Source organism: Pseudomonas syringae pv. cilantro (assembly GCF_001293775.1).
Taxonomy (GTDB): Bacteria; Pseudomonadota; Gammaproteobacteria; order Pseudomonadales; family Pseudomonadaceae; genus Aquipseudomonas; species Aquipseudomonas syringae_P.
Map to the genome: position 1 here is coordinate 455,875 of NZ_LGLN01000013.1, position 22,497 is coordinate 478,371.

General features: G+C 59.1%; 13 protein-coding genes. 9 read left to right on the top strand and 4 right to left on the bottom strand.

Annotated elements, in window-relative coordinates; genetic code table 11:
• Positions 1-40: 40 nt before the first annotated feature.
• The 8 genes from pilQ (at position 41) to hemE (ending at position 16,590) form a co-directional block, all read left to right on the top strand.
• The gene (pilQ, locus tag ABJ99_RS03430; RefSeq protein WP_054084613.1) at positions 41-2,119 is read left to right on the top strand and encodes a type IV pilus secretin PilQ; all 2,079 of its coding nucleotides are present in this window, start codon (positions 41-43) and stop codon (positions 2,117-2,119) included.
• Positions 2,120-2,123: 4 nt separating this feature from the next.
• A complete protein-coding gene (gene aroK / locus ABJ99_RS03435; protein WP_054084614.1) occupies positions 2,124-2,642 on the top strand; it encodes a shikimate kinase AroK in 519 nt (172 codons plus the stop codon).
• Between the two features lie 116 nt (positions 2,643-2,758).
• A complete protein-coding gene (aroB, locus tag ABJ99_RS03440; protein ID WP_007248055.1) occupies positions 2,759-3,862 on the top strand; it encodes a 3-dehydroquinate synthase in 1,104 nt (367 codons plus the stop codon).
• A gap of 10 nt (positions 3,863-3,872) precedes the next feature.
• Positions 3,873-5,504 carry an SPOR domain-containing protein gene (locus ABJ99_RS03445; RefSeq protein WP_054084615.1) on the top strand — a complete coding sequence of 544 codons (1,632 nt, stop codon included), beginning with the start codon at positions 3,873-3,875 and terminating at the stop codon, positions 5,502-5,504.
• A 357-nt stretch (positions 5,505-5,861) separates the two neighbouring features.
• Complete coding sequence (gene gltB / locus ABJ99_RS03450; protein ID WP_054084616.1) at positions 5,862-10,307, top strand: glutamate synthase large subunit; 4,446 nt, start codon at positions 5,862-5,864, stop codon at positions 10,305-10,307.
• Positions 10,308-10,429: 122 nt separating this feature from the next.
• Complete coding sequence (locus ABJ99_RS03455; protein ID WP_054084617.1) at positions 10,430-11,848, top strand: FAD-dependent oxidoreductase; 1,419 nt, start codon at positions 10,430-10,432, stop codon at positions 11,846-11,848.
• 292 nt (positions 11,849-12,140) lie between these two features.
• A complete protein-coding gene (locus ABJ99_RS03460) occupies positions 12,141-15,389 on the top strand; it encodes a dermonecrotic toxin domain-containing protein (protein WP_054084618.1) in 3,249 nt (1,082 codons plus the stop codon).
• A gap of 136 nt (positions 15,390-15,525) precedes the next feature.
• Positions 15,526-16,590, top strand: coding sequence for a uroporphyrinogen decarboxylase (gene hemE, locus ABJ99_RS03465; RefSeq protein WP_024676650.1), 1,065 nt, complete (start codon positions 15,526-15,528; stop codon positions 16,588-16,590).
• Positions 16,591-16,617: 27 nt separating this feature from the next.
• Here hemE and ABJ99_RS03470 read toward each other — a convergent pair whose 3' ends face one another.
• The 4 genes from ABJ99_RS03470 to ABJ99_RS03485 all read right to left on the bottom strand — a co-directional run bounded on the left by ABJ99_RS03470 (position 16,618) and on the right by ABJ99_RS03485 (position 21,452).
• Positions 16,618-18,132: an N-acyl-D-amino-acid deacylase family protein gene (locus tag ABJ99_RS03470; RefSeq protein ID WP_054084619.1), complete on the bottom strand. Its 1,515-nt coding sequence runs from the start codon at positions 18,130-18,132 to the stop codon at positions 16,618-16,620.
• A 76-nt stretch (positions 18,133-18,208) separates the two neighbouring features.
• Positions 18,209-18,853, bottom strand: a complete 645-nt coding sequence (locus tag ABJ99_RS03475; RefSeq protein WP_054084620.1) for an HNH endonuclease — start codon at positions 18,851-18,853, stop codon at positions 18,209-18,211.
• Positions 18,850-20,118: an AAA family ATPase gene (locus ABJ99_RS03480; protein WP_054084621.1), complete on the bottom strand. Its 1,269-nt coding sequence runs from the start codon at positions 20,116-20,118 to the stop codon at positions 18,850-18,852. The genes ABJ99_RS03475 and ABJ99_RS03480 overlap by 4 nt, the downstream gene beginning before the upstream one ends.
• 77 nt (positions 20,119-20,195) lie before the next feature.
• Entirely contained in the window at positions 20,196-21,452 is a 1,257-nt protein-coding gene (locus ABJ99_RS03485; protein WP_057447169.1) for an MFS transporter, read from the bottom strand.
• A gap of 115 nt (positions 21,453-21,567) precedes the next feature.
• Between ABJ99_RS03485 and ABJ99_RS03490 the strand changes: the two genes are divergently transcribed.
• On the top strand, positions 21,568-22,461 hold the full coding sequence (locus ABJ99_RS03490; protein ID WP_054084623.1) for a LysR family transcriptional regulator: 894 nt from the start codon (positions 21,568-21,570) through the stop codon (positions 22,459-22,461).
• Positions 22,462-22,497 lie beyond the last annotated feature (36 nt).

Below are 22,497 nucleotides of genomic sequence, written 5' to 3' on the forward strand. Positions count from 1 at the left end.
AAGGCCAAGTATGCACAGTAGCGCTCAACGGAAATTGATCATGACCCGGATTCTCTCGATTATCGGCGCGTCGTTATGCATCGCGATGCTGTCGCCGGTTGTCCAGGCTGCCAACCTCAAGACCCTGGATGTCGCGGCGTTGCCGGGTGACCGGGTCGAACTCAAGCTGTCTTTCGACGGCCCGGTGCCTGCCCCGCGCGGTTACACCACGGCGCAACCGGCGCGTATTGCGCTCGACCTGCCCGGTGTCACCAGCCAGTTGGCGACCAAAAGTCGTGAGCTGGGCACCGGTAACGCGCGCAGCGTGGTGGTGGTGCAGGCTCAGGATCGCACGCGGGTAATCATCAACCTGACGACGCTGTCGCCTTACAGCTCGCGGGTCGACGGCAACAATCTGTTCGTGGTCATCGGTCAGGGCGCAGCCGCGGCTCAGGCGTCCCAGCCAAGTACCGCGATGGGCGCAGCCAGAGTGGCCGTTCCACCACCCACCCCGACGTCCGCCAGACCTTTTGTGCCGGCCGGTGCCAAAGCCATCAGGAATATCGATTTCCAGCGCGGTGAGCTGGGCGAAGGCAACGTGGTCATCGACCTGAGCAATGCCAACATTGCGCCTGACATTCAGGAGCAAGGCGGCAAGATCCGTGTCGACTTCGCCAAAACGATGCTGCCTGAACCCTTGCGCGTGCGCCTCGACGTCAAGGATTTCGCGACCCCGGTGCAGTTTGTCAGCGCGTCGGCCGCAGGTGACAAAGCGAGCATTCTGATCGAGCCGTCGGGCGCCTTCGACTATTCGGCGTTCCAGACCGAAAACAAGCTGACCATCAGTGTGCGCCCCCTGACCAACGAGGATATGGACCGGCGCGCCGCCGACAAGCCGGTGTACACCGGTGAAAAGCTCTCGCTGAATTTTCAGGACATTGATGTGCGCTCGGTGCTGCAGCTGATTGCCGACTTCACCAACCTCAATCTGGTTGCCAGTGACACGGTGCAGGGCGGTATCACCCTGCGCCTGCAGAATGTGCCGTGGGATCAGGCGCTGGACCTGGTGCTGAAAACCAAAGGGCTGGACAAACGCAAGGTCGGCAGCGTGCTGCTGGTCGCCCCGGCCGATGAAATCGCTGCCCGCGAACGTCAGGAACTGGAGTCGCTCAAGCAGATCGCCGAGCTGGCGCCGTTGCGTCGTGAGCTGTTGCAGGTCAACTATGCCAAGGCTGCCGACATCGCCAAGCTGTTCCAGTCGGTGACCAGTGCCGAGTCCAAGGCCGATGAGCGCGGTTCGATTACAGTCGATGACCGGACCAACAACATCATCGCTTACCAGACCCAGGACCGGCTCGACGAGTTGCGCCGCATTGTTTCGCAGCTGGATATTCCGGTGCGTCAGGTGATGATCGAAGCGCGCATCGTCGAGGCCAACGTCGATTACGACAAAGAGCTGGGTGTGCGCTGGGGCGGTGCAACCAATACCAGTGGCGACAGCAACTGGTCGACGGGCACCTCAGCGGGTGGCTCCACGGCCAACAGCTCGACGTTTGTCGACATGGGCGCTGCCAACGCCACCTCCGGCATCGGCCTTGGCTTCCTGACCAACAACACGATGCTCGACCTTGAGCTGACCGCGATGGAAAAGACCGGCAACGGTGAAATCGTCTCGCAACCCAAGGTGGTCACGTCCGACAAGGAAACCGCCAAGATCCTCAAGGGCACCGAGGTTCCGTATCAGGAATCCAGCTCCAGTGGTGCAACCACGGTCAGCTTCAAGGAAGCGTCCCTGTCGCTTGAAGTCACGCCGCAGATCACCCCCGACAACCGCATCATCATGGAGGTCAAGGTCACCAAGGATGAGCCGGATTACGTGAATGCGGTGCTGGGTGTGCCGCCGATCAAGAAAAACGAAGTCAATGCCAAAGTGCTGATTTCCGACGGCGAAACCATCGTCATCGGTGGTGTGTTCTCGAATACGCAAAGTAAAAGTGTGGATAAAGTGCCATTTCTTGGCGATGTACCGTATCTTGGCCGGCTTTTCAGGCGCGATGTGGTATCCGAGTCCAAATCCGAGCTGTTGGTATTTCTGACTCCGCGTATCATGAACAACCAGGCGATTTCTGTGAGTCGTTGATTTTGTGCGAAATTTAATACTTGTGGGGCCGATGGGTGCTGGCAAGAGCACCATCGGCCGCTTGCTTGCCAAAGAGCTGCGACTGCCGTTCAAGGATTCCGACAAGGAAATCGAACTGCGTACAGGCGCCAACATCCCCTGGATCTTCGACAAGGAAGGCGAGCCGGGTTTTCGTGATCGCGAGCAAGCCATGATTGCAGAGCTGTGCGAAGCTGATGGCGTGGTGCTGGCAACCGGTGGTGGCGCGGTCATGCGCAGCGAAAACCGTCAGGCGCTGCGGGCGGGCGGGCGCGTGGTGTACCTGCATGCCTCCATCGAACAGCAGGTCGGGCGCACGGCGCGTGACCGCAATCGTCCTTTGTTGCGTACGGCTGATCCGGCCCGGGTATTGAGCGAACTGCTGGCCATTCGCGACCCGCTGTACCGTGAAATCGCCGATCTGGTGATCAAAACCGATGAGCGGCCGCCGCGGATGGTGGTTCTCGAGATACTTGCGAGTCTGGCAGAGCTTCCTCCCCGTTAAAGCGCAGACGAAAATGCGCTATCCTCGGCGACCATAAAAACAGCGATGGTGGATGGCCTGGCGCCATGACCCGCTGAAGCACACCACCGTGCAACCGGTAATCAATGTGGGGACACATGCAGACACTTAAGGTCGAGCTGGGTGAGCGTAGCTACCCGATCCATATAGGCGAAGGCCTGCTGGACCAGCCTGAACTCCTGACCCCGCATATCGTCGGGCGTCAGGTGGCTATCGTTTCCAACACGACAGTGGCACCGCTGTACCTGGAGCGTCTGACCCGGACTCTGGCTGGCTACAACGTTTTGCCGATTGTCTTGCCGGATGGCGAGGCGTTCAAGAACTGGGAAACCCTGCAAACCATTTTCGACGGTCTGCTGACTGCCCGTCATGACCGTCGTACCACGGTCATTGCGCTGGGCGGCGGGGTGATCGGCGACATGGCCGGTTTCGCTGCCGCCTGTTACCAGCGCGGCGTGAACTTCATCCAGATTCCTACCACGCTGTTGTCACAGGTGGACTCGTCGGTGGGCGGCAAGACCGGTATCAACCACCCGCTGGGCAAGAACATGGTCGGTGCGTTCTATCAGCCGAGCGTCGTGCTGATCGATACCACGTCGCTCAATACCCTGCCCGAGCGTGAGCTGTCCGCCGGGCTGGCAGAAGTCATCAAGTACGGCCTGATCTGCGACGAACCGTTCCTGACCTGGCTCGAAGAGCACGTCGACGCCCTGCGCGGTCTGGATCAGGCGGCCTTGACGGTCGCCATCGAGCGCTCCTGCGCGGCCAAGGCGCTGGTGGTGGGTGCCGACGAGCGTGAGTCCGGTATTCGCGCCACATTGAACCTGGGTCACACATTCGGCCACGCCATCGAGACGCATATGGGCTATGGTGTCTGGCTGCATGGCGAGGCAGTGGCGGCCGGTACAGTCATGGCGCTGGAGATGTCCTCGCGCCTGGGCTGGATCAGCACGCAGGAACGGGATCGCGGCATTCGGCTGTTTCAGCGTGCCGGGCTGCCCGTCGTACCTCCGCAGGACATGACGGAAGACAACTTCCTCGAACACATGGCGATCGACAAGAAGGTCATCGACGGTCGTCTGCGTCTGGTGCTGTTGCGCCGGATGGGCGAAGCGGTTATCACGGACGATTATCCAAAAGAAGTATTACAGGCCACTCTGGTTGCGGACTATCGCGCCCTGGTGGATCAGCTTAGAGGTTAACGGAAACCCCATGACTAGTTTGCATGCCGACGAGGCCTTCCTCGGCCATTATCAGTTGAGTCATGACCCCTTTGCGGCGCGGGTACCTGGCTTCAAATTCTTCCCTGCCCAGCGCAAGCCGGTGTTGGGACAGCTGCACCACCTTGCGCGTTACAGCCAGTTGCTGCTGGCCGTCACCGGGCCGCAGGGCAGTGGCAAGACCTTGCTGCGTCAGGCGCTGGTCGCCAGCACCAACAAGCAGTCGGTGCAGAGCGTGGTGATTTCCGCGCGCGGTGCCAGCGATGCCGCCGGTGTGCTGCAACAGGTTGCCCAGGCGCTGAGCGTGGCTCAGGCCGAGATGCAGTCGATTCTGTCGCAGGTCGTGCAGCTCGGGCTTACCGGCCAGGAAGTGTACGTACTGGTAGACGATGCGGAACAACTTGGCGATTCGGCGCTCGAAGCGTTGCTGGGTCTTGCTGCGGGCACGCCGGAAGGTCGTCCGCATGTGTTCCTGTTTGGCGAGCCATCGCTGCTTGATCGTCTTGATCAGCTGTGTGCCGAAATGCAGGGCGCTACCGAGGGTGAACGTTTTCACGTCATCGAGCTGCAACCCTATACGGAAGAGGAAACCCGAGAGTATCTGGCTCAGCGTCTGGAGGGTGCAGGGCAGGGAATCGCGTTGTTTACTGCCGACCAGATCACCGATATTCATGAACAGTCCGATGGCTGGCCTGGGGCGATCAACCAGGTGGCCCGCGATTCAATGATCGAGGCGATGATCGCGAGTCGTTCTGCGGTCAAGCGTCCAAGTGTGGGGTTCAACATGCCGAAAAAACACGTATTGGCCTTGGGTGCCGTCGTCATAGTGGCCGTGGCAGCAGCAGTGCTGATTCCGGGTCGCGGCGACAAGACAGCCACCACCGCCAATGCCCCTGCTTCCGCTCAGGCGCAACTGCCGCTGGGTGAAGGCAAGCCGACTGCTCAGCAATCGAACAACGGTGGCCCGGCCATCGAGTTCGCGGGCAATTCTCAACCGATGCCGCTGCCGATGAATGGCAATTCACAGCCGGTCATGCGTGGTCCGCTGGCGGAAGCCGCCGGTTCCAGCGATACCGATGAAGATGCGGTGCCGAACGGCTCGCCTGCTCAGCCGCCAACCGTGACCACCACCGCGCCACCAGCCGGTGTGCCCGCGGGTCAGGCTGCTGCTCAGGCGCCTCGTTCGTCGATACCGGCGCCGACACCTGCGCCGGCCCCGGCACCCGCACCAGCCGCCAAACCTGCCCCTGCGCCGACCCAGGTCGCGACTGCCAAGCCTGCTCCGGCTGCCAAACCGGCTGAAAAACCAGCCGCAGCAGCTGCCAAGCCAGCTGCCGGTGGAAGCTGGTACGCCAGTCAGGCGCCAGGCCATTATGTGGTGCAGATTCTGGGCACCAGCTCCGAAGCGACCGCTCAGGCCTACATTGCCGAGCAAGGTGGCGAGTATCGTTATTTCAAGAAAACCTTGCAGGGCAAGCCGCTGTACGTGATCACGTATGGCAACTTTCCTGACCGTGCTGCCGCCCTGGCAGCCATCAAGGTATTGCCAGCGAAGGTTCAGGCTGGTAAACCTTGGCCTCGTACTGTCGCCAGCGTCCAACAAGAGCTCGGCGCCAGTCGCTGAAGTCGCAGCGGTCCTATCCGGACCGCTCACCCGGCAAACCTGACTTAAACCCGCCTGGACGTGCCTTATTGAGGCGCGCCAGGCGGCGTCCGCGTTACAAGCGCCCTACAGTCTCCGTCGCGTCAGTCTGATTCACGATGAAATGCTTTGACTAGCACAGCGACCCGCTTTAAAACTTTCATAATTGCGACATTGATTATCAACCAATCGTCGTTAAATTTGTGAGCGCTTGTGTCGCTGTGTACAATGACCTCCGTTTTGCCTGTCCAAAGCTGGCGTACGTTCGGCGTGTCAGGTAATTGGTTGAATTAAAAGGAAATTTGCCTCGCATAGAGGCAGCCTGGTGAGAAAGTGTCTATGAAAGCAGGTCTGTACCAACCAGATGAATTCAAGGATAACTGTGGCTTCGGCCTGATCGCTCATATGCAGGGCGAGCCCAGTCATCACCTGTTGCAGACGGCCGTCCAGGCCCTGACCTGCATGACCCACCGTGGCGGTATCAACGCCGACGGCAAGACCGGTGACGGTTGCGGCCTGTTGATCCAGAAGCCCGACGGTTTTCTGCGTGCCATGGCCAAGGAACATTTCGGTGTCGATCTGCCCCGCCAGTACGCGGTGGGCATGGTGTTCCTCAATCAGGACGACGCCAGGGCCGAAGCCGCACGCGAAAACATGAACCGCGAGATCCTGGCCGAGGGCCTGGAACTGGTGGGCTGGCGTCAGGTACCCATCGACACCCGCGTACTGGGTCAACTGGCCCTGGAACGTCTGCCGAAAATCGAGCAGGTGTATATCGGCGGCGAAGGCCTGAGCGATCAGGAATTCGCGATCAAGCTGTTCAGTGCCCGTCGCCGGTCGTCGGTGGCCAACGCTGCGGACAACGATCACTACATCTGCAGCTTTTCGCACAAAACCATCATTTATAAAGGCCTGATGATGCCGGCCGATCTCACGGCCTTCTTCCCGGACCTGAGCGACGAGCGTCTGCAAACCGCCATTTGCGTGTTTCACCAGCGTTTTTCGACCAATACCCTGCCGAAATGGCCGCTGGCTCAGCCGTTCCGCTTTCTCGCCCACAATGGCGAGATCAACACCATCACCGGCAACCGTAACTGGGCACAGGCGCGTCGCACCAAGTTCACCAACGATTTGATGGAGCTGGACGAACTGGGCCCGCTGGTCAACCGCGTGGGCTCTGACTCGTCGAGCATGGACAACATGCTCGAGCTGATGGTAACCGGCGGCATCGACCTGTTCCGTGGCGTACGCATGATCATTCCGCCTGCGTGGCAGAACGTCGAGACCATGGACCCGGATCTACGCGCTTTCTATGAATACAACTCCATGCACATGGAGCCGTGGGACGGCCCGGCCGGCATTGTGATGACCGAAGGTCGTCACGCGGTCTGCCTGCTCGACCGCAACGGCCTGCGCCCGGCGCGCTGGGTCACGACCAAGAATGGCTACATCACCCTGGCGTCGGAAATCGGCGTGTGGGACTACAAGCCCGAAGACGTCATCGCCAAGGGCCGTGTCGGTCCTGGGCAGATTTTTGCCGTGGACACCGAAACCGGCCAGATCCTCGACACCGATGCCATCGACAACCGCCTCAAGTCGCGTCATCCGTACAAGCAATGGCTGCGCAAGAATGCCCTGCGTATTCAGGCCACCATGGAAGACAACGACCACGGCTCGGCTTTCTACGACAGCGAGCAACTCAAGCAGTACATGAAGATGTATCAGGTCACGTTCGAAGAGCGTGATCAGGTGCTGCGTCCGTTGGGCGAGCAGGGCCAGGAAGCCGTGGGCTCGATGGGTGATGACACGCCAATGGCCGTGCTGTCGCGCCGTGTGCGCTCGCCTTACGATTACTTCCGCCAGCAGTTCGCGCAGGTCACCAACCCGCCGATCGACCCGCTGCGTGAAGCCATCGTCATGTCGCTGGAAATCTGCCTCGGTGCCGAGCGCAACATTTTCCAGGAATCGCCAGAGCACGCTTCGCGGGTGATCCTCAGCTCGCCGGTCATTTCGCCGGCCAAATGGCGCTCGCTGATGAACCTGGAGCGTCCGGGCTTCGAGCGCCACATCATTGACCTGAACTACGACGAAAGCCTCGGCCTTGAAGCCGCGGTGCGCAACGTCGCTGATCAGGCCGAAGAGGCCGTGCGTTCCGGGCATACCCTGATTGTACTGACTGACCGTCACATTGCACCGGGCAAACTGCCGGTTCACGCTTCGCTGGCGGTCGGCGCGGTGCACCATCGTTTGACCGAGCAGGGCCTGCGTTGCGACAGCAACATTCTGGTCGAAACTGCTACCGCGCGTGACCCGCATCACTTCGCCGTTCTGATCGGCTTCGGTGCCTCGGCGGTGTATCCGTTCCTGGCCTACGAAGTGCTGGGTGACCTGATCCGCACCGGCGAAGTGCTGGGCGACCTGTACGAAGTCTTCAAGAACTACCGCAAAGGCATCACCAAGGGCTTGCTCAAGATTCTGTCGAAGATGGGTATTTCGACAGTCGCGTCCTATCGCGGTGCGCAACTGTTCGAAGCCATCGGCCTGTCCGAAGACGTCTGCAACACCAGTTTCCGTGGCGTGCCGAGCCGTTTGAAAGGGGCGCGCTTCGTCGATCTCGAAGCCGAACAGAAAGCGCTGGCCTCGGAAGCCTGGAGCCCGCGCAAGCCAATCCAGCAGGGCGGTCTGCTCAAGTTCGTCTACGGTGGCGAATACCACGCCTACAACCCGGACGTGGTCAGCACCCTGCAAGCCGCGGTGCAGCAGGGTGATTACAGCAAGTTCAAGGAGTACACCGCGCTGGTCGATCAGCGGCCGGTGTCGATGATTCGTGACCTGTTGCAGGTCAAGACCCTCGATCAGCCGCTGAACATCGACGAAATCGAGCCGTTGAGTGAAATCTTCAAGCGTTTCGATTCGGCCGGTATTTCGCTGGGCGCCTTGTCGCCAGAAGCTCACGAAGCGCTGGCCGAGGCGATGAACCGTCTGGGCGCGCGTTCCAACTCCGGTGAAGGCGGTGAAGATCCGGCGCGCTACGGCACCATCCGCAGCTCGAAGATCAAGCAGATCGCCACTGGCCGCTTTGGTGTCACACCGGAATATCTGGTCAACGCCGATGTGCTGCAGATCAAGGTTGCGCAGGGCGCCAAGCCGGGCGAAGGCGGGCAACTGCCAGGCGGCAAGGTCAATGGCCTGATCGCCAAGCTGCGCTATGCGGTACCGGGCGTGACGCTGATTTCGCCGCCGCCGCACCATGACATCTACTCCATCGAAGACCTGTCGCAGCTGATTTTCGACCTGAAACAGGTCAACCCGGCGGCGCTGGTCTCGGTCAAACTGGTAGCAGAAGCGGGCGTGGGCACCATCGCTGCCGGCGTGGCCAAGGCCTATGCCGACCTGATCACCATTTCCGGCTACGACGGCGGCACCGGCGCATCGCCGCTGACCTCGATCAAGTACGCTGGCGCGCCGTGGGAACTGGGCCTGGCCGAGACTCACCAGACGCTGCGCGGCAATGACCTGCGCGGCAAGGTCCGAGTGCAGACCGACGGCGGCCTGAAAACCGGCCTCGACGTGATCAAAGCCGCCATTCTCGGCGCTGAAAGCTTCGGCTTCGGCACTGCGCCGATGATCGCGCTGGGCTGCAAGTACCTGCGTATCTGTCACCTGAACAACTGCGCCACCGGCGTGGCGACGCAGAATGAAAAGCTGCGCAAGGACCACTACATCGGCACCGTCGACATGGTGATCAACTTCTTCACCTACGTGGCTGAAGAAACCCGCGAGTGGCTGGCCAGGCTGGGCGTTCGCTCGCTGGAAGAGCTGATCGGCCGTACCGACCTGTTGGACATCCTGCCGGGCGAAACCGAAAAACAACGGCATCTGGACCTGACGCCGTTGCTGGGCAGCGATCACATTCCGGCGGACAAGCCCCAGTTCAGCCGGGTAGACCGCAACCCGCCATTCGACAAGGGTTTGCTGGCCGAGAAAATGGTCGAGCTGGCCAAACCGGCCATCGAATCCCTCAGCGGCGGCGAGTACGAACTGGACATCTGTAACTGCGACCGCTCGATCGGTGCGCGCATCTCTGGCGAAATCGCCAGACTGCACGGCAACCAGGGCATGAACAAGGCACCTGTCACCTTTCGCTTCAAGGGCACTGCCGGTCAGAGCTTCGGGGTGTGGAACGCCGGTGGCCTGAACATGTACCTGGAAGGCGATGCCAACGACTACGTCGGCAAGGGCATGACCGCTGGCAAGCTGGTGATCGTGCCGCCCAAGGGCAGCCCGTTCAAGACCAACGAAAGCGCCATCATCGGCAACACCTGCCTGTACGGCGCAACCGGCGGCAAGCTGTTTGCAGCGGGCACGGCGGGGGAGCGTTTCGCCGTGCGTAACTCCGGTGCTCACACCGTCGTTGAAGGCACTGGCGATCATTGCTGCGAATACATGACGGGTGGTTTCGTCTGCGTACTGGGCAAGACCGGCTACAACTTCGGTTCCGGTATGACCGGCGGTTTCGCTTACGTGCTCGACCTGGACAACACCTTCGTTGACCTCGTCAACCATGAACTGGTCGAGATCCAGCGTATCAGCGGCGAATCGATGGAAGCTTATCGCACTCACCTGCAAAGCGTTCTGAACGAGTACGTGGCTGAAACCGACAGTGAATGGGGCCGTAACCTGGCGGAAAACCTGGACGATTACCTGCGTCGTTTCTGGCTGGTCAAGCCCAAGGCGGCCAACCTGAAATCGCTGCTCTCCAGCACTCGGGCGAATCCGCAATAACAGCAGCTGCTAGCGGTTAGCTTCAAGCCGCAAGCCAACGGCAGTGCGCGAATTGCCTGCGACCATGATTTTTTGCAACTTCAGGCTTGTAACCTGAAGCTGCCGCAAAGAGGCTCCAGAGAATGGCTGAACGTCTCAGTAACGACTTCCAGTTCATCGATGTCGGGCGTAAAGACCCGAAGAAGAAACTGCTGCGTCAACGCAAGAAAGAGTTCGTGGAAATCTACGAACCGTTCAAACCCCAGCAGTCCGCCGATCAGGCGCACCGTTGCCTGGGTTGCGGCAACCCGTATTGCGAGTGGAAGTGCCCGGTGCACAACTTCATTCCCAACTGGCTCAAGCTGGTCGCCGAGGGCAATATCCTCGCGGCGGCGGAGTTGTCCCACCAGACCAACACCCTGCCGGAAGTCTGTGGCCGCGTGTGCCCGCAGGACCGCCTGTGTGAAGGCGCCTGCACGCTGAACGACGGTTTTGGTGCAGTCACCATCGGTTCGGTCGAGAAGTACATCACCGACACCGCGTTCGCCATGGGCTGGCGTCCGGACATGTCCAGGGCCGTGCCGACCGGCAAACGCGTCGCGATCATTGGCGCAGGGCCTGCGGGCCTGGGCTGTGCCGACGTGCTGGTGCGCGGCGGTGTGGCACCGGTGGTGTTCGACAAAAATCCGGAAATCGGCGGCCTGCTGACCTTCGGCATCCCCGAGTTCAAGCTGGAAAAATCCGTGTTGAGCCACCGCCGTGAAGTGTTCACCGGCATGGGTATCGAGTTCCGGCTCAATACCGAAATCGGCAAGGACATCAGCATCGATCAACTGCTCGAAGAGTACGATGCGGTGTTTATGGGCATGGGCACCTACACCTACATGAAAGGTGGTTTTGCCGGTGAAGACCTGCCGGGCGTGCACGATGCGCTGGATTTCCTGATCGCCAACGTCAACCGCAACCTGGGCTTCGAAAAGGCGCCGGAAGACTTTGTCGACATGAAAGGCAAGCGCGTGGTCGTGCTGGGCGGCGGCGACACGGCGATGGACTGCAACCGTACCTCGATCCGGCAGGGCGCCAAGTCAGTGACTTGCGCGTATCGTCGCGACGAAGAAAACATGCCGGGTTCGCGCAAGGAAGTGAAGAACGCCAAGGAAGAGGGTGTGCGTTTCCTCTACAACCGCCAGCCCATCGCCATTGTCGGCGAAGGCAAGGTCGAAGGCGTGAAGGTGGTCGAGACCCGTCTTGGCGAACCGGATGCCCGTGGCCGTCGCAGCCCCGAGCCGATTCCGGGTTCCGAAGAGATCATTCCGGCAGACGCCGTAGTCATCGCCTTCGGCTTCCGCCCAAGCCCGGCGCCGTGGTTCGAGCAGTTCACGATCAGCACCGACAGCCAGGGCCGTGTCGTGGCTCCGGAGCAGGCGCAGTACAAGCACCAGACCAGCAACCCGAAAATCTTCGCCGGTGGCGACATGGTCCGGGGCTCCGACCTGGTGGTGACTGCGATCTTCGAAGGCCGCAATGCGGCTGAAGGGATCATGGATTACCTGGGTGTCTGACTGCCAGGGTCTGTTCCCGTTTGTTTTAATCTTTTGAAATAACCTCGAAGGGTCATAGCGACCTGTCCTCATTCGAACTTCGCCGCCCTTACAAGGGGCGGCAGCTCGACGCTTCACTCCCCTTTTTGGCTCCCGATCCCTGTCTTTTCGTAATCAAGATAGCTGTCGGTTGTTTACGCCCTGTTTCCGCCACCTGTTTCTGTGTCCGTGAGGCGCTAGGATTCTGCGCATCACCGGGAGGTCTTCCTCGGACCGACGCTCCCAACCTCCACGTCGCTATAAGGAAGTAGCCATGTTGAAAGCAGCACCTGCGGGCAAGCTTGCCCGCTCCAATGAACAGAAATCTTTCGGATCTGACCGGTTCAGCCCTAGTACGGTTGCGGTGCGTGAACACCGGGCACGTGAGCGGGCGGATCGAATCATCGATCAGTTCGTCGAGCGTTTCGCGGAAAAGAACTACTTCCCTGATGATGGCGATAATGCCTTGTTCGCCTTGCTGGTGCAGTTGCCGGAATGGCCCGCCGACCTGTCGATCAGGGTTCAGAACGAAGACGATGAAGAGCTTGCGGTTTACCTGAAAGGCCATGACGAAAGTGATATTCAAAACGCTGTTGTACTGACGCTAAATGCTGACGACGACTATGTGGCACCCGAGGGTGCCTCTCTTTCCGGCGAAGAGCCGTTATTGCATCTGATTTTCAGCCAACTGCCTCGCAGCTCGACGCTCGGGATGGGCGGGAATTTTCCGGATGGCGACAGTACTGCTGGCCGGATCGTCACCCTGCGCGAACAGGTTGCAGGATTGGCGAGGGAGCGGCGGCCGCTTTTGTTCGCTGCCTTGCTGGCAGATGAGGGAACTTCCAAAAGCCTGCTGAGCGTTCGTGCGCCCAACCCCTTTTTGCCACTTTGGAATCATCGCGGGCATACGCAACTTTCGCCCGTTCTGGGCTGGCTGTGTGTTTTACATCCCGAGGTTCCGGCCGGCCGTCTCGACGAGTTGCTTGAGCGGATGCCACTGACCGAAGAACAGAAAATCGACTTTCTTGAAAATGATGTTCTGCCGGATGAGTTCGTCGAGGCGATGGACATTTCGCTGGACGAATGGGCCCGCAGTACGGCTATCGACGGCCTGTCACGCACCCGGATTTTCAATCAACACACTGATGAACTTGCGCGCACTGGAGCCCGGGAGCTGTTGGCTGCTTCAGGGCGCAATCTGGTGATCGTCGACTTCGGCATGAGCAAGTACGTGCCTGAGGGGCCTGACGATACCAGTATCGTGCTGTTGCATGACGGCTTTGGTAATTACCGTGCTCAGGATACGAGCAACGGGGAGATCAGTGTGTTCAAGGAAGGCACCGACAGCTTTTACCTGGCAATCGGTTCGCAATTGACGTCTGAAGAGCGTTCGTCGCTGGGCATGCAGTTCGAGCAGGACGTGGCGGGGTTTCGCAAGGCTCTGACCCAGCGCGCGATCGACGAAAACAGCGGTTGGTTCGATCCTGAAAAACCGACAGAGATTGAACGCGAATTCTTGCCCGAGTGGTTCGCTGACGCGTCCGATGAAGACAAGTACAGCTGGAAGATCGCCGTACAAGACTACAGTCAGGCCTTGCTCGAAGCTCAGGCCCCCGATCTGCTTGAACCCTCCGGGTACGGAGAGCCTGATCAGCTTCGCCAATATGCTCGCGAGAAGCTGCAGGCGCGAATCCTGCTGGATCACGGTGTAGAGGTGAATCCTGACGAGGTCAGCATCCATACCGTGAGCATTGAAATCGAGCCGGGCTTCTTCCTGGATCCTGATTATGAGTTTGCAGGCCCCTCGGAGGCAGAAGCGCACTACGAGACACAGCAGCGCAGTCTCACGGACTTGTCCCTTGAAAATATCGCTGTGACCGATTTCAACTTTTTGCAGACCAGTCGCGCGTACGACAGCCAGGGGCAATTGATCGGTTTTCTCAAGGCCGGCTATCTGTTCGGGCTGATTCGAGATCTGAACATTGGTGAGAACTACCCTAAGTTCCTGAAAATCTTATTGTCGACCTCGGCTACCGGAACATGGCACCGCGAGCGCTATGCACGCGTGATGCACACCCAGATGCGACTGGATGGAATCGAGGCAAAGATGGCAGGCGACTTTCTGGGTGACGGTAGCCTTCCTCCCGATCTGGCGAACAGAGGTCACAAGTGGTTGACGGCGGTACTGAACCATCCGGTTGACGGTGATGACCGTGCAACCGTTGAGGGGCATCGTGTTCAGGTCAGTCAGTTGTCCATTAAAGATGTGTTATTGAGCGGTGTGCTGGCGATCGGAGTCGAGGCTCGCTCCAGCGTCGGCTCGTTGGTGATTTTTACTCCGCAGGCGCCTGACGGTAAATGTTTCAGGGAAATGAGCAGCTCGAAAGACCTTCAGCAGTTACTGCTTGATCCTGAATGGCTGGACTATCTGGTGAGCAGGGCAGGGCTCCCCTTCCAGGCCGATGTGCAGCGGGCATTGACCGCTGAGCGGGATACGTTGTTCATGGAGTTGTTGCCATGCAGCGAAAACTTTCTTGAAGCGGTGTATGACGCTGAAGTCGAACGCGTGATATTGGCTGTCGACGAGCAGACCAACAGCAACTGGGAAACCAACTGGCAAAGTGCTTGGGAAATCACCCAAACCGTTGGCGATATCATCCTCACCTTCACGCCTTTCAAGGTGCAACTACCCATCGCTGCCATTCGCAGTTTTTACGCCATCTGGCAGGGAATCGGGAAGGCAGCCGATGAAGAGGGCAGTGCTCCGCTGTATTTCGTTCAGGCGGCGCTGTTGCTGGCCGATGGTCTGACGCTGTCAAAAGGGCGGCGAGTTAAACCGTTTTCTGCGGCAAAGGTTGGCCATTCTGTTCTCGATCCTAAAACGGCGGTATCAAAAACGCCCGGCGGGTTGACGTTGCGCGGCGACGGTATTTACCGGGGCATCCATGAGAAAGCTCAAGAGGGTGTGCCAAGCCGCTTTTACGCTGTGCAACAGGAAAAAGCCTATGCCGTCAGGTACGACGTTGATTGCGCGGTATGGCGAGTGATCGATTCACGGCGACCAGATGCTTATTACCAATTACCGATCCAGCTTGATGATAAAGGTGGCTGGGTGCATGCCTCGACCGGTTTGCGCGGCGGCGGCAAACATACGCAGCCCAAACTGCCGTCCGCCGTGGGACAGTCCAGTAAACCTGCCACGCCTAAATACAAGATACATATAGGTGATTTTTTCGAAAGTCGAAGGTTTCAGAAGGCGCAGGATAGAATACAAGCCGATACAGAGGGAGGCCTTGAAGAAGCCGTCAGACTCTCAATTGCCAAATATATCGATGGCAGCGCCGGGATCCATGAATGGCATCACAATGGAAAATTTAAAATAAGTGCCAAGGTAAAAATGTTTAGTGTGGATGTCACCACCGTTGGTAACAGTACCGGGAGAGGGGACTGGCGTCTGATACTCCAACAGGGCAAGGGCGTGCTTGAGCCTTGGAACGTTCTGAATCATAAGGATCTGGCATAGAACCCCGTCGGTTCTGAAGGCGCATGACGTTGTATAACCACAGCAAATCGCCCCGATAGACAAAAGGCACGGCTCTCGCCGTGCCTTTTGTGTCGCGCTCTGAGAAAATGCGCGCACTTTTATAGCGGATGCCGACATGACTGCCCTGAAGAACGACCGTTTCCTTCGCGCTTTGCTCAAGCAACCCGTAGACGTCACACCGGTATGGATGATGCGTCAGGCCGGCCGTTACCTGCCGGAATACCGCGCCAGCCGCGCCAGTGCCGGGGACTTCATGAGCTTGTGCAAGAACCCGCAGTTCGCCTGTGAAGTCACGTTGCAGCCGCTGGATCGCTATCCGCTGGATGCAGCGATCCTGTTTTCCGACATCCTGACCATTCCCGACGCGATGGGCCTGGGCCTGTACTTCGAGACCGGCGAAGGCCCGCGTTTCAAGAAAACCGTCAGCACACTGGCGGACATCGAAGCTCTGCCAATCCCGGACGCGCAGAAAGACCTGGGTTACGTGATGGACGCAGTCAGCACCATCCGCCGCGAACTCAACGGTCGTGTGCCACTGATCGGCTTCGCTGGCAGCCCGTGGACCCTGGCGACCTACATGGTCGAAGGCGGTTCCTCCAAGGACTTCCGCAAATCCAAGGCCATGCTTTATGACAACCCGCAAGCCATGCACCTGTTGCTGGACAAGCTGGCACAGTCAGTGACCTCGTACCTGAACGGCCAGATTCTGGCCGGTGCCCAAGCGGTGCAGATCTTCGACAGTTGGGGCGGCAGCCTGTCTTCGGCGGCTTACCAGGAGTTCTCGCTGGCTTACATGCGCAAGATCGTCAACGGCCTGATTCGCGAACATGACGGGCGCAAGGTGCCGGTCATCGTCTTCACCAAAGGCGGCGGCCTGTGGCTGGAAAGTATCGCCGACATCGGCGCCGACACCCTTGGCCTCGACTGGACCTGCGACATCGGCGAAGCACGTCAGCGCGTGGGCAACAAAGTGTCGCTGCAAGGCAACATGGACCCGACCGTGCTCTACGCCCGTCCGGAAGCCATCCGCCAGGAAGTCGCGCGCATCCTCGCCAGCTACGGCAGCGGCACCGGCCACGTCTTCAACCTCGGCCACGGCATCACCCCTGAAGTCGACCCGGCCAATGCCGGTGCCTTCATCGAAGCGGTGCACGAGCTGTCGGCGCAGTATCACCAGTAACTGCCAGGCTAACGATGTGTTGATAGATCAAGACGTATCGTTCCTTTCAAGCTTGATCGCCGACGCCTGCGTCGGCGTTTTTGTCTCTGCAAAGCCGTCCAGCAGTGAACCGCTGCGAGGCAGAAATCTGCCCTGACGCTTGCCCTGCGGTTTGCCCTCGGCATAGCTCAGTTGGCCGTTTACCCAAACGCCATCAATGCCTTCTGCTGCTCGCTGAGGATCTTTGAAGTTCGCTATATCGCGCACGGTGTGCGGGTTGAACAACACCAGATCCGCCCAATAGCCCTCGCGGATCAGGCCACGCTCGTGCAGGGCAAAGCGTGCTGCCGAAAGCCCTGTCATTTTGTGTACGGCGGTGTGCAAGGCAAACAGTTTCTTGTCGCGGCTGAAGTGGCCGAGCACCCGTGGGAAGGCGCCCCATAAGCGTGGATGGGGAAATGGGTCTTCCGGAAGGCCATCGGAGCCGATCATCGACAGCGGGTGAGACATGATGCGTTCGACATCGCTTTCATCCATGCCGTAATACACCGCGCCTGCGGGCTGCAACTTGCGGGCGGTGTCCTGCAATGACAGCCCCCAGTCGGCGGCAATGTCCTGCAGATCCCGACCGCCCTGATCCGGGTGCGGCGTTGACCAGGTGATGGTGATACGGAACGCGTCGGTAACCTGTTTAAGGTCCAGCGTCGAGGAACTGGCTGCATAGGGATAACAGTCGCAGCCGACCGGATGGTCCTGTGCGGCTTTTTCCAGCGCCGCCAGCAGTTGCGGGCTGCGGCCCCAGTTACCTGCACCTGCGCATTTCAGGTGAGAAATGATCACCGGCGAGCGCGCATGGCGGCCGATGTCGAATGCCTCCGCCATCGCCTCCAGCACCGGCTCGAATTCGCTGCGCAAGTGGGTGGTGTAGACCGCGCCGAACGTCGTCAGCTCTTCAGCCAGTTGCTTGACTTCGCTGGTTTTGGCCGAGAAGGCCGAGGCGTAGGCAAGACCGGTCGACAGACCCAGCGCGCCCGCTTCAAGGCTGTCGCGCAACTGTTCGCGCATGGCGGCGATTTCTGCCGGGCTGGCGCTGCGCAACAAGTCATCCATGTGATTGTTGCGCAATGCCGTATGGCCAATCAGGGCGGCCACGTTCACAGCAGGCCGGGCGTTGTCCACGGCGGCGCGATAATCGGCGAAACGTGGATAGACAAACGCCGATGCGTCGCCCAGCAGGTTCATCGGGTCGGGCGGATTGCCGCGCAGCGAGACCGGTGACGCGCTGATCCCGCAGTTGCCGACGATCACCGTCGTCACGCCCTGGCTGATCTTGGGCAACATCTCGGGTTTGCGAATGACCACCGTATCGTCGTGGGTGTGAACGTCGATAAACCCTGGGGCCAGCACGCGCCCCACTGCGTTGACCTCTTCCCGCGCACGGGCCTCGGTCAGGCTGCCGATGCGCTGAATACGTCCATCACTGATTGCCACATCGGCGCGCACTCCGGGCGTATCGCTGCCATCAATCACCAGTGCGTCGCGAATGATCAGGTCGTAAAGCATGGTTCAGTCTCCCAGCGGCATCCAGTCTTCACCGCCGCGGTATTCATCCAGCGCGAGTTTAATCCGGATAGATCTGTTACGGCGTCAAAAACTGCTCCGCATAACGGGCCACGACGTGGCCAAAGGCCACCTGCTTGCCGGCATCTCCTGAGCGCAAACTCTGCACCAGATGCGTCAACTCCGCCTCACTGGCGCTCAATATGAACTGTTCATCAAAAATGCCTGTGATAGCTTCCTGACGTCTTCTTGTCAGGTAGGCGATATCGAGTGCGAGTTTCTCGATCATCGTGGCGGCGGGAAGGTCTGCGGATTCAGTGTTTTGAATTTTTCCTGTCAGCAGATAGCGAAATCGCTGTTCGCAATCGTCTGCCAGTGGAAAGATGTGCAGCGTTTCATCGAACCAGTTGCTCTTGTGATGTCCGCAATGCAGCGGGTTTCCTGGTTTGGTCTCGCGCAGGCAGGACGCATGGAGATTGCTGTACTCCAGCGCCAGTGGCAGGTAGTGCTCCTGGGGTTTGAAATGTTCGATGTGGCTGCTATCAAGTTCTATTTCCCTGCCGCAATAGCAGCAAGAAAAATGCTGCTCTTGTAGCAGGCTGTTATGTAATTCGCGTTTTTGTGGGTTCTGCAAGGTTGGGTAAGTGGGCATCCAGTCTTCATTTGCGCTGGCTTTCCATTCGGTAAATGACGCAGGCTCAGTTCCTTTGATGATGCGTCTCATCGTCCAATAAGCTCCTTGCGCTTGAGCAGTGCTTCAGCACCTGCGAACTCGGGTAAATCGGGGGCTTTTTTCTTTAGCGCATCAAGCTGCAACCTGGCTTTTTCAAGCTCATTGTTTTCCAGTGTGCTGAACAGCTCATCAAGCAACACTTCAATTTCGGGTTCGCGCTGCGGTACGCCCATGACTTCCTCCAAAATGGTGCTGGAGTCCAGGCCATAGGTTGCTCGCGGGTGAGAGCTGTCGCCATTCTTCAGCAGGATGACCTCGCCCGGTTGCAGGCTGCCAATAACTTGAGGCGAGTGGCTTGTGGCGATGAATTGCACTTTGGGGAATGCTTTTTTAAGCGTCGGCGCAATGTTGCGTTGCCAGGCCGGGTGCAGATGAATATCGAGCTCATCAATAATCACGATGCCACCGGTATTCGCCAGAACGTCTTTTCCTATGTGTGGGTTTAGAACGCACATGCGTCGTGCAATATCTGCAATCAACGCAATCAAACTACGTTGACCATCACTGAGTTCGTGAAACGGAACGGCGTTGCCTTCCCCCATATCTACGAGCAGGCTTTGTAGCCTCAAGTCATATCGGAGATCATGGGCATCCGGTATGGCAAGTCTGATCGCTCGATTCACCCATTCAAGTTCATCTTCACGCTCGACAGTCGGAGTTGAATCAAGACGGTCCTGAAGGCGCTCAAGCGTCCTTGCGATTAACCAGCTTTCAAAATCACGCAGATCGGCTACGGCGTCAAACCAGTTTGCATATCCGTCAAAACGGGAAGTCCGCTGCTGTGCTGCGAACTCGGCAGATATGCGCGCACTGCTCCAACGACGATTGGCGCGATAGAAGGCAAGAACCGGAAAGTCAATCTGCTCACCTGCGTTGTTCCTGGCGAGCACAGCACTCAAGTGAGAGAGTGATGAGGGATCTACTCCTCCTTCCCAGGGCTCGAGCAGACGGACTGCCCGCCAATTTGGCAGATCAAAAATATCGCCATCCGCTCTTATGAATACGGGAAACTTTCTCTCAAATCGACTGCGTCCTTCATGCCTGTCTATAACGAAACGAACGTCTTCCTTGCTCAGAATTTCCTGGCCTTGCCCCATTGCATTGCCATAAGGAATCAGGCATCCCGCCACCCCCAGCAACAGCGACGTCTTCCCACTCCCATTGACCCCCACCACCAGATTGAAACCCGGCTGGAAGTCAAAATGAGCATCTTCGTAACAACGAAAATTCTGCAGGTGGAGGTGGTCGAGGCGCATGTCGGTTTCCTTTACCAGAACTGGCGGATGCGCCAGTGTACCTTGGCTCACCCCAATCGCCAGTGCTGCATATGTGACTAAACCCTCGCCCCTAAAGGCTGCAACCTCGCCAATCTCAATGCCACGCCCAGTGCCATCAACAGCAACACACCGACAAACAGCCCGATGCCGTTCCAGCCCGCGTAATGCCAGAACACTCCGCCGCCGGTTCCGGCCACGCTGGAGCCGGCGTAATAGCAGAACAGGTACAGCGACGCGGCCTGGCCTCTGGCGGTCGTGGCCCGGCGGCCTACCCAACTGCTGGCCACAGAGTGTGCGCCGAAGAAGCCGAAGGTAAAGATCAGCACGCCGAGGATGACCAGCGGCAGCGGCGTGAACAGCGTCAGGGTCAGCCCCGCCAGCATCATGACGATCACTGACCACAGCATCTTGCGGCGACCGAGACGGTCGGCCAGCGAGCCGATTTTCGCTGAGCTGTAGATGCCTGACAGATACACCACCGAAAACACGCCGACCACGGCCTGGCTGAGGTTGTAAGGCTCGCTCAACAAGCGGTAGGCGATGTAGTTGAACAGCGTGACGAACGCGCCCATCAGCAGAAACCCGACCAGGAACAGCAGCGGCAATCCGGCATCACGAAACTGCACGACAAAGCCATTCAACAAGCTGCGCGGGTGCAGCGAGCGGGTGCGGAAATTACGCGATTCCGGTAGAATTTTCCAGAACACCACAGCAGCGATCAGCGCCAGCCCGCCGACCACCAGCATCGCCGCGTGCCAACTGACGTAATCAATCAGCACCCCGACGATCAGTCGACCGCTCATGCCGCCGACCGCACTGCCACCGATATACAACCCCATCGCCAGACCGAGGTGTGCGGGGTGTATTTCTTCGCTCAGGTAAGTCATCGCCACCGCTGCCAGTCCGCTCAGTGAAAGACCGACCAGTGCCCGGGTGATGAGCACACCTTCCCAGCTGGGCATCAATGCGCTGGCGATGGTGAACAGCGACGCGCAGAACAGCGCCATGACCATCACCGACTTGCGCCCGAGCCGGTCGGATATCGGCCCGGTGATCAGCAGGCCGATGGCGAGCATTGCCGTGGCGACCGACAGGATCAGGCTGCTCTGAGCCGCAGAGAGGGAAAACTCGCTGGACAGCGTCGGCATCATCGGCTGAACGCAATACAGCAGGGTGAAGGTTGAGAACCCGCCCGCGAACAGCGCCAGCGCGGTGCGTTTGAACAGCGGCGTGTTCTTTTCTATGTAGCGGTCGCCAGACGGTTCGGTGGACATGTTCAGGTCAGTGACGGGCGGGGCGACGGCAGGATTCAAGGGAGACCTCGGGCACGATGGGGCAAGCAATGAAAAAATCATATAGCTCGCTAATCATTCCATCCAATATATTGTTCGACCTGTTTGATAGGTAAAACGTCTTAATGGAGGCCGCATGGAATTGCGCCATCTGCGTTACTTCATCGCGGTTGCCGAAGAGCTGCACTTCGGCCGTGCGGCGCTGGCGCTGGGGATATCTCAACCGCCACTCAGCCAGCAGATTCAGGCGCTGGAGCAGGAGCTGGGTACACGACTGTTCGAGCGCACCAACAGGCGTGTCGAATTGAGTGAGTCCGGGCGGCTGTTTCTGGATGAGGCGCGGTTGGTGCTGGCGCAAGTCGACAAAGCCACAGATGTCGCACGGCGTGCGCAACTGGGCGAAATCGGTGAGCTGAAAATCGGCTTTACGTCGTCGGCACCGTTCACGTCAAGCATCCCGCAGGCGATCTTTGCGTTTCGTCAGGCTTACCCCGACGTGCACCTGACCCTGACCGAAATCACCAGCCAGGAAGTAGCCGCAGGGCTTGAGGACAAGACCATACAAGTCGGCATCATGCGCCCGCTGGCATTGCCCGATTCACTGGTGGTGTTTGAATTGCTGAACGAGCCGCTGGTGGCGATCATGCGCGCGGACCATCCACTGGCGGCCAGCACCGAGGACGGAATCTACATGGCCGCGCTGGCCGCCGAGCCGTTTGTGTTCTTTCCGCGCTCTTATGGCAGCGGTATTTACGCGCAGGTCCTGAGCCTGGCGCGCGCCGCCGGTTTCAGCCCGTTGATCACTCAGGAAGCGGGGGAAGTCATGACCATCATTGGCCTGGTCGCGGCCGGATTGGGCGTGACCGTGCTGCCTGCATCCTATCGAAGAATGCGCATCGACAGCGTGGTCTACCGCAACGTCCTTGACCCCGGCGCGACCAGCGCGGTGTGGCTGGTTCAGCGCAAGGACGAACAGTCACCGATGGCCAAGGCGTTTACCGAACTCTTGACGCGGAGCGTTGCACGGTAGTTGAGGTTATCGTGCCTCACGCCCCGGAGATTGAGG